The organism is Sphingobacteriales bacterium (assembly GCA_012517435.1).
GTDB lineage: Bacteria > Bacteroidota > Bacteroidia > CAILMK01 > JAAYUY01 > JAAYUY01.
On the sequence record JAAYUY010000198.1, the window covers coordinates 1 to 10,167 of the forward strand.

The following is a 10,167-nucleotide window of genomic DNA, read 5'->3' on the forward strand; positions in this document are numbered from 1 at the left end:
CTCTCCCCACTATCGAAAGGTGGCGGGGCAGTCTACTCGATTATGCCCAGTTTTTTATTCTGTATTGTATTTGTCTGCTTAATTTCATGCAAGATAATTTTTGCGAATGGTAGCACAATTTGCTACTTTTCGCAAAATATTTCTCAATAATTTTTATCAGAATTTCTCTTTGATTCCGCCTCCATCACCCCAAACGTACTCACACTTCCCATCATTACATTCGGGTCGCTGCAAAGCTTGTTGAAGTTTTCAAAAAAGGTTTTATCGAGAAGTTTAGGCAGGTAACGGACTGTCCAGCTTCCGCCAGCCATCGGGTCAGGGGAGGCAAGTCCGAAACCAAATTGGTTGACTATTTTGCAAATATCATCGTTTTTCATGTAATGGTTGATGGTGAGCGTAAGCTGTCCATCGGAGTAGGTGTAAGCATGGTAGGGAGGAAAACGGAAAAGTTGCGATAGTTTGAGAATATAGCGTTCATTGCTGAGTTTTTCAAGGTATTCTTTTCTCTTTGTGCTGCTTAATTCAGAAAGATCAAGTGCATCATGCTCTGCCCTGCCAAAAACACTGAAAGATTTAACTCCGGGATATTTTGCTACCAATAGCTTCATCAGGCTATCGTTGCTGATTTTATTTTCATAGTCAAGATGAATAAAATAGCGATCCCAAACCACTGCATATTTGTCAGGACTCAGTTCCAGAGCCATGTTGTAATAACCTTGCCTGATGAAGAAATCGCCATGATTAATCAGAAAAAGCTGAAAACGGCTGCCATCATTCAATTGAGCGAAGTCAATTCTGATGGCGTTGGAAGATGAATCGGTGAAAATACGGATGCTGTCTGTATTTTCTTTGATGCAGCACCAGCTTGCCTGACTGTTTTCCCAGCTGAAGGGCTGAATCCATTTGCCATTTTCCCGCACTGCTATCCTGCAGGGATGATGCTCTGCCGAATATTTGTTGCCTGCCTGTATTCCGATGGTTTTTGAATAGGTTGTGTAGGTAAGGTTTCCTTTTTCGTCCCAGAATTTCCATATTCCCTGCCTTTCATCGCTGTCTTTCATTTTCAGGCCAAAGGCGGTGTGTTTGCCATTTTCATCAAAATCAAGTTCATATTGAATTTTACCGGAAACATGCGGATAAAACTCCTTTTCAATTTTACCTGTTTTTGAATAAATCCGCTGTGCCTTAAAACCTGATAATACAAACTGAACCTTGCAATACTGGTTCACATATCCCGGATTGTTCAGAAATAAAATGCGTTCTGCAATATCCGGATATTCTTGCGGAAAGGTCAGATATTCAGTGTAATATACAAACCCGGTGTCGTTTGGTTTTACCTCCTGGCTCAAAGTAAAAATCCGTGGATTGTCAGAATAGGGTTTTTCAAGTTTTAGCGTTTTATCCGTATGATTGATAAATCTGAAAGTGTCCTTAACAATTACCACATTTTCATCCTGATTGAAAGGGGAAAATGCTTTCAGCCGGTGTACATTGCCTGTCAACCAGATGATGTCTTCCTTCTTTTTCTCAGGATTATTGGAATTCTCCGTACCTGACGTATAAACAACCTTTTTACGTGGTGTTCTGTAAGTATTGACTTTAATCCAATTTTTATCAATTAACTGGTAAGAATACTGGAAAATAGTGTCAGGAGTCAACTGGTAACTATTCCTGATGATTTTATTAAGCTTATCAAAAACTTCCACATTGTAATAGTTACTTAAAAGGGTATCTAAATCAAAAAAACCTGTACGATGGTTGAAGGAGAAAAATACCTTTTTTTCGTAATACAAACCATTGGAGTCTTTGTGATGGCCGGTTTTAACGTAAAAATCCCTGATGCCGGAATGATTGTCATTATAAAAATCTCCGAATTTTATCAAATATTCTGCTCTTGCGGCCTGTTGGAAATACAATTCAGGAATCTCCAGCACCTGTAATACTTTCATTTCCCGCTGGCTTCTGACCACCACCGACTTAACCGCATACAGGCTGTCGTCACCAAAACGCGATCTGAGCGTATCAAATACAGGCGTATAACCAAAAACATCCTGATTGAATGATTCTTCCATCATTGGCTCCTGATCTTTGTCAGGAATAATTTCAATAGGTCGGTAAATTTTTCCATCTTCGCAAAAATCGGAGTGATGAGGACTATTGCTAATGGTATGATTAACAAAATCCGTTTTACAAAGGTTGATTGACCTTCCGTAAGGTAATCTGACCGTTTTCGTTGGGAAAAAACCTCCGTTTGCCTCACCATCAACATCTACAATCCTCGCCTGATAAAAGGGAGTCTGACCGGGATTTGTCTTAAATCCTTCATATTCAGGAATGATAATCAGATAATTGTCTTCAGCTCCGGCACATCTCAGTCCGCTCAGCGGATAAGAGCCCTTGAGCCGGATATTTTTATCTGAATTGTTCCAGAACATCATGGTGTCATATTCTGTTCTCCACGTTTCACCCATCTCATGTGGTATCACCTCAAATTTTGAAAAATAAGGTTTATTATTTTCATCAACCAGATAAATTTTCAAGCCTTTGATATTCTCATTGCTTCCTTTAGCATGAATATTCAGCACAAAAGCATTGAGGTGTTCGTAACCACATTGCTGGGGATATATTTGAAAAGGCCGTAAAAAGAGGAAAATGACTAAAGTAATATGTAAGTATTTCATTATTGAAAAAGCCAGTTAAAACTGACTACAAAGATGCTGACTGAAACAAAATCCATAATCATAAAAAAATGAGGGGACTTACAGGATTATCAGGCTACATCTTTATCAGTCTGAATGTTTGTTCTCGTCCGTCAATAATTAGTTTAAGCAGGTAAAAACCATTGGGTTGACCAGACAGGTCAATAATTTCAGTTTCAGTTTGGGGTTTAACTTTTAACACTTCCTCTCCCAACATGTTGATTATCAGTATAAAATCAGGGATTTTTGATAATGAAACGGTAAAAATACCATGATTAGGATTGGGGAAAATTGTAATCATATCTTCTGATTCCGGCTGCTCTGTTCCATTTGATTTTAAAACAAATGATTTTTTTTCGCAACTGACACAACCTGCATCTGAACTAACACATAATTCAACCCAATAAACACCGGGTGATGAAAAGCTATGTACCGGATTCCGTTCTGCTGATGTTGAACCATCTCCAAAATTCCATACCCAATAAATAACAGAGCCGCTTGAGATAGTTGAAAAATCAATAAACTGAATGCTTGAATCTGATAGCTGAAAGGAATTGAATATTACTTCGGGATCAGGAGCCACAACAATAGTTTGAAAAAATGAATCAGAACAAAATGAGTCAGATGCTATTAGTTTTATCTGATAAGAGCCTGGTTTACTGTAAGAAAAAGGTTCAGGAGTTGACAGGAAAGAAGTCCGTGTATCTCCAAAATCCCATAAGAAATAACCGGCAAAGACTGAATTATTTTGAATAGTGATTTCCTCATTGACACAGACAACAGGATCGGTACTAAAGTAAGCTTTTGGTGCAGGAGGAATCATGACAGAATGAACGACAGAATCTGCACAACCATGATGATCAACTACTTTCAGTTTGACTTCATAGTTCCCGGGGCCATTGTAGAAATGCCTGACAATCGCAGAGGTGGATGTTGAGCCATCACCAAAGTCCCAGACCAAATCGTTATGGTTTAATGATGAATCATAAAACAATGCCCCATGACATATTTCACTGAAGCCAAACTCTGCTTTTGGATTGGGATACACTAAAACAGATTTTTTCATTGTATCAAAACAGTTTGATCCTGAAGCCACTAATCTGACTTCAAAAGTTCCTGATTTATCGTAAAAGTATGGCAACGGGTCTTTGAGATTTGAATTCACTGAATTCCCCAAATCCCAGTAAAAAGTGTCTGCATTGGTCGATTGGTTGGAGATATGTACATTCTGTCCTTCACAAACAACCGAATCGAGACTAAAATCAGCTTTGGGAGGAGCAGGAATAAATATTGTCCGGATACTTGAATCCACACAACCCATGCTGTTAAAAACTTTAAGTTTGACCTGATAGCTGCCGGGAAGTTTATAAATATGTTCAAACCTGCCTGATGATGAGAATTGACCGTCACCCAGGTCCCAAACCTGATTGAGATGGTTCAGAGAGGAATCCGTAAATCTGACTCCCTGACAGATTTTATCAAATACAAAATAAGCTTTTGGATTGCTGTAAACATTAACTGTTTGAATAATGGAATCCATACAGCCTGAATTTGAGGCAATTAATTTAACATGGTAAATGCCGGCAGAGTCAAAGAAGAAAGGCAAAGGGTTTTTAACATCCGAAGTGGCAGAATTTCCGAAATTCCAATAGAAATTATCAGCATTAAACGTATTGTTGGTTACCGTAACATACTGATTAACACACACAACAGAATCAATATAGAAATCAGCTTTAGGCGTGTCGGGAACTATCAGGTTCACAATATTTGAATCGTAACAACCATAATTATTCATTACTTTGAGTGAAACATTAAAAGACCCGGATGCTCCATAAAAATGGTTAATTTCCGGTAAAACTGAAGTATCGCCATCTCCAAAACTCCATAAGCGGTTAATGACATTTTGGGTGGAATCAATGAACCTGACTTCTTTACAGTTTTTTTCAACAATCATTTTTAAGTCAGGAGCAGGCAGAATGTTTACATAAATTAAAAAAATATCCTTCTGATTCTGCGAATTTGCTTTGGTTAATTTCACAACACCTGTTCCGTTTGTAGTCCACCTGACAGTAACTTCATTTGTTCCCTGTCCGCTGACTATGGTGCCATTGGTAATATTCCATGAATATGCACTATTTGCGAATGGTGTTGCAGTATAGGTAGCGATTTCTCCCCGGCAAACTTCAGTCGTGCCCGATATTAAATGGGCAATTGGATTGGGAATATCATACTTCAATGCGCGGTAGGTAGTGTTGGGGAATGTAGCCTCAAAAACGCAGTTGCCATTTGTATCCACTTCGGTCATTTTATTGGCAGAGCCCCATCCGATAAAGGTATTGCCATTCGGTAACCTGATGACACTACCCATTGACGGACCAGTTACGTCAGGATTATGCCTGTATTGAAAAACAAGCTTAGCTGTTTTTAAATTTTCATCAATTTCATATTCAACTGCACGGGCATAACGGCCAAGACCATTATCAAAGAGTGTCAGATTTCCGTTATGCAATCTGTTGACAGAATGCTGAAAAATAAAACCCAGGGTGTCGTTGACAAAGGTAAACTGATTACCGTTTGAATTTAATCCAAACCTCCAGATTATTCTTCCATCTTTAAGACTGACCCTGGTAATTTCATTTAATGCAGGATTACACAGAAGAATGGACGAATCAGTATCCAGAAAAAGAGAATTGGTATGAGCAAAATCGAAAGACGGAGCAGTCAGATCTCCTGCATGGTCAGTGATTGGAATATGATCCAGAATTTTCCATTCAAAGATTAAATTGTCGTTGGAATCTATTCCCTGAATAACATTTCCGGTAACCTGAGCATTTGTATTGCCTCCCGAAACAATCTTTGACATATCAATACTTCTGGTTTCATCTGCGATAATAAAATATTTATTATCCTCAGACATGACAAGCTCATGATTATTGGGGGAATAACCGTTTTTCGCCTTAACCGTGTTGATAATATTAAAGTTTTTGTCTAATATGTAATGCTGGTTCATCTTTGAGTTAAAAAAGGAATATTTATTATTGGGCAGTACTTTAAAATCGAGTAAGCTGCCGTTCATCGTGTAAGGAAAGGACTTGGCGAAAATTATTCTTCCCTGTTTATCCAGAATTAGCAGATAATTGACTCCTGCAGTGGCTGAGCCATAATTTGCCAGAAAAATGTATCCATCCGATGGATTATTTTTATAAGTTACATTGATGGTTGGCAATTGCTGAGCCCTGGCTGAAAATAAAAAAATCAGAGGAATTATTAATATGAAGAAATAGAAGTGTTTTTTCATAGAATTATTTTAAAAATTGAATATTTTTCATTGGGTCAATTACAGTAATTGCTTTTACTGACGCATATTGTCTGAATCAGGTTTAGAAAAGTCAGACTTTAATTTTCTAAGAATCAGTTTTATTATTTTTAAGCAGTCTAATTAGTTGACCATCCAAAACCTCTTTACATCACATTCTCAGCCTTTTATGCTAAAAGCAGGCACCAGGCAATTAAAAAGTATGCAATAGGCAGTCTTCATCAGGCACGAAAAATACGGAACACTTATCTCATTATTCATTACCCATTACTCATCACCCATCACAGACCGGACTATTCACTTTACCCAACTTGTATTACTGATTGCCCGTGTGAAAGAGGAATAATGACATAAGACTATTTATATCCTTTTGAATATCAGATCAATATAAAACCACATGACTCTGCTAATTGCCAATCAGTAATTTGAACTGAAAAGTTTTATCTTTTTGGCTGATTCGTAAAATATAGAGTGCCTCAGGCACATCCGGAATAAAACTGAATTTTTCTGCAGAATTTAGACTAAAAAGCTGATTACCAAGCAAATCAAACAAGGTCAATGTATAATTTTCATCAGAATTATTTAGCGGTATGATGGTGATTTGCCTTCCATCCTGCCGGATGATAAAATAATTATGATCATTCAGGCCATCAATACTGCTGTTGAATGGCGTGGTAAAAACAGAGTCGGCTCCATAACTGATGCCATGATTGTTTTCGGCTATGATACGGTAATGATAGGTGGTATTGTGCGTCAAACCAGTTATATGTGCATTGATGTTTTCACTGGTCTGGGCTGAAGAAGAGGAAGGATTTCCGGGAACTGAATTGCCATAAGCCGGTGTCAGCCCGTATTCAAAACGGATGTCTGTCCATTGTCCCCGTGCATTGATGGTTCCGTAAATATCTGCTTCTGTATAAGTTATATTTGCAGATGTCCCGGTTGCTGCAAACGGAGGAGTTATTGTAAAGTTTTTAACTTCACCATAAGCCGTATCAACCCCATTAATGGCATAAGCCCTGATAAAATACTCAGTATCAACATTTAATCCTTTCAAAAGCGAAACGAAATTACCCGTTCCAATACCCTCATCTGTAGAATTCAGCCCTACTGCAGGATTTGGCAGAGTGTCCCAGCATACACCTCTGCGGGTAACCTCCATCCCTCCGTCACTGACCACATTTCCTCCACACTCAACCTCTCCGTGATTTTTAATGATCGGGTCTTTTGTAACGACAGTAGCTTTGTCGGCAGTAGTAAAACTAAGCTCATTCCCGTACGAAGTGCCGATACTGTTGGTGGCGTAAGCTCTTACATAATATTTCGTATTTCGTGTCAGATTGGTTATATTGCTTGAAAACACCCCCGGTCCGCTGCCATCATTGGTTTTTGTCGGAAGTCCAATGGTCGGATTCGGATATTTACTCCAGACCACCCCTCTCGCATTGACATTTTCCCCTGAAACCACATTTCCACCGCAAACAGCCGATACGCCTGTAACCGAAGTTACCGCAGCAGTAGTAACAACCGGTGCAGAAGGAGTTTTAAAGCTGACTTCATTTCCATAAGAAGTATCAGTGGAGTTAATGGCATAGGCTCTGACATAATAGGTTGTAGCAGGTAAGAGAAAACTGAGTGTGCTGGTAAAATGTCCTTTTCCAAAACCATCTGTCGTAAAGCTCGAATTGGTAATTGCCGGGTCATGAAAAACAGCCCAGCAAACCCCTCTTCTCAGGATGTAGCTTCCTCCGTCATCGGTTACAGTACCACCACAGGTAGCCGAACTGCCGCTGATATTTGTTACAGAATCGGTCATTACTTTTGCTGCATCCAGTGTCTTAAATACGGTATCTCCTCCGTATGCAGTATCATAGGCATTGATGGCATAGGCACGCACATGGTAGGTAGTACCTTTTGATAATCCGGTGATAACACTCGTGAAAGCACCCAGATTTTTCCCATCCATTGTTTTGGTAGATAAACTCACATCAGGATTGGCATTTTTGCTCCAGCAAACTCCTTTGTAAAGGATTTCTGCACCTCCGTCATTGGTAACATTTCCTCCTCCAAGTGCCGATTTGTCGGTAATATTATTAATACCGGAAGTGATAACTGTTGGTGGTTTTGTCTTTAAGGTTTTAAAAGTGGAATCGATGCTGTAAGCGGTATCCACCATGTTGATGGCATAGGCACTGACATAATATAATGTGTTGGCGTTCAGGTTGGTCATGTTGAGGGAATATTTTCCCATCCCCGATCCAAAAGCTTTATGAGCAGCTGTTTTTAAGCGGGGATTTGGCTGAGTTGACCAGCAGATGCCTTTTTCCAGAATAGGTTTCTGCCCCGAATTGGTGATTTCTGACTCCACATTTGCCGTATAGTAGCCAATGGAGTTGATATTATTTATCACTACTTCGGGAGGCCCTGCGGTTATAAAGGTGCTGTCGCCTCCATACGAGGTCCCGATAGAGTTGGTGGCAAATGCCCGGATATAATATTTGGTACCCCTGTTCAGGTTTTTGATAATGGATAAATAAGTACCGGTATCATTTCCCAAAATCACTTTTGAAGAAAGGGAAACGGTTGGATTGGGATTTACTGACCAGCACAAACCGCATTGGGTCAGATCGTCATTGCCATCTGAGGTTATTTTTGCAGCACATAATACTGAATCAACATAAAGATTAAGCAAACCAATGGTCTGAACAGAAGGAAGAGTAGCTGAAGGTGTAGTAAAAGTCGTATCATTGCTGTATGACAAACCCATGGCATTATAGGCAAAGGCTCTGACATGATACGTGGTGTTAGCAGATAAATTACTGATATTCACTTTGAAAACACCATTTCCACTTCCACTGATAATCTTGGTTGAAAGCGATGTATCGGGACTGGAAGTCGTTGACCAGCAAATTCCCCTGATGGTATATTTCCCGCCATCATCCACCACCTCTCCGCTGATTTCTGCCCTGAAAGCTTTAATTTTATCGAATGATTTTAGTTTTACCGTTGGCTTCTGAAAATCATAGGCGCCAATGGTATAATAAAATGAATCCTGAACGGTAACATTGGAAAATTTGATTTTTTTGTAACCTGTTTTTACCCCGTCTTTGATGCTGGCATTGCTGAACGAAGTATCAGAAGATATCAGTAATTTATAGGAGTTGAAGCCTGTGGTATCCAGCAAAGCGTAATCAAAAACAAAATCGGCTGTAACCGAGCCTTCTTTTTCTACCCGCCAGCTTCGCGAAAGGCGCTTCTGAATAAATGAGGGCTTGTCAACTGTATTGTAGTTCAATGGATTATTGTTATGACCGAAAACGACATAAGTGCTGCCACTGATACCCGATGAAATACTCATGACAGAAGAAGAATTACTGCTTTTTGCCGGCCAGACTGCCGCAGTATTGTTTTTAAAGAGTGTCGGTATTGAAATCATGGGAACATAAGAAGCAGACCATGGCGCGCTGCCAAAATTCTTCATACTCCCATCAAATTTATAAGTACTTGAATCATAAGAAGTTGAGCCTGTACCTTCGTTAAATTTATAATAGCCTCTTAAAGAAGAATAATAGGGATGAGCCGGATTGAGAGATCGATACATCCAATCCCTGACAGTTGCTTCAGGAAGAATAGTGTCCCAAACCCTGACCTCATCAATATCTGCTGCAGCATAACGCCATGCACCACTTCCACCCAACCTGGTTCCTCCGTCATAACCCGTCCCGATTTGAGTATAATGCCACCAGTTTTGTAAGAGTGAACCTGCCCTGCTTCCTATCTTTACCCCATCGACATACAATGTCTGGGTATCGACAGAGGTAGTGAAAGCAACATGATGCCATTTACCATCATTCACAGAAAAAGAGGTGGTAATATCACCCAAAGCACCTGTCCAGTATTCAGCCCGCAATTTACCGGAAGAAGTAATGGCAATTGTCGGGACGAAACTACCAGGATTTACAGTCGGTAAGAGTTTTGATTGCCCGAAAAGTGCAGAGGGTGTTGAGGTAGTGGTTTTAAACCAAAGCTCCACCGACATGCCACCTGAAATATTGAAATTAGTATCAATGGAAACATAATCATTTGAACCGTCAAAATTCAGGCTCTTCCCCGCATTCTGGGCAAAATTGAAAAACGATACTGATAAAAACA

At 39.6% G+C, this 10,167-nt stretch carries 3 protein-coding genes; all 3 read right to left on the minus strand.

What is annotated here, in order from left to right; translation table 11 throughout:
* Positions 1-143: 143 nt before the first annotated feature.
* On the minus strand, positions 144-2,681 hold the full coding sequence (locus GX437_11105; GenBank protein NLJ08209.1) for a hypothetical protein: 2,538 nt from the start codon (positions 2,679-2,681) through the stop codon (positions 144-146).
* Positions 2,682-2,775: 94 nt separating this feature from the next.
* On the minus strand, positions 2,776-5,997 hold the full coding sequence (locus GX437_11110; protein ID NLJ08210.1) for a PKD domain-containing protein: 3,222 nt from the start codon (positions 5,995-5,997) through the stop codon (positions 2,776-2,778).
* Between the two features lie 424 nt (positions 5,998-6,421).
* Positions 6,422-10,167, minus strand: a 3,746-nt coding sequence (locus GX437_11115) for a hypothetical protein (protein ID NLJ08211.1), incomplete at its 5' end; no start/stop codon positions are given.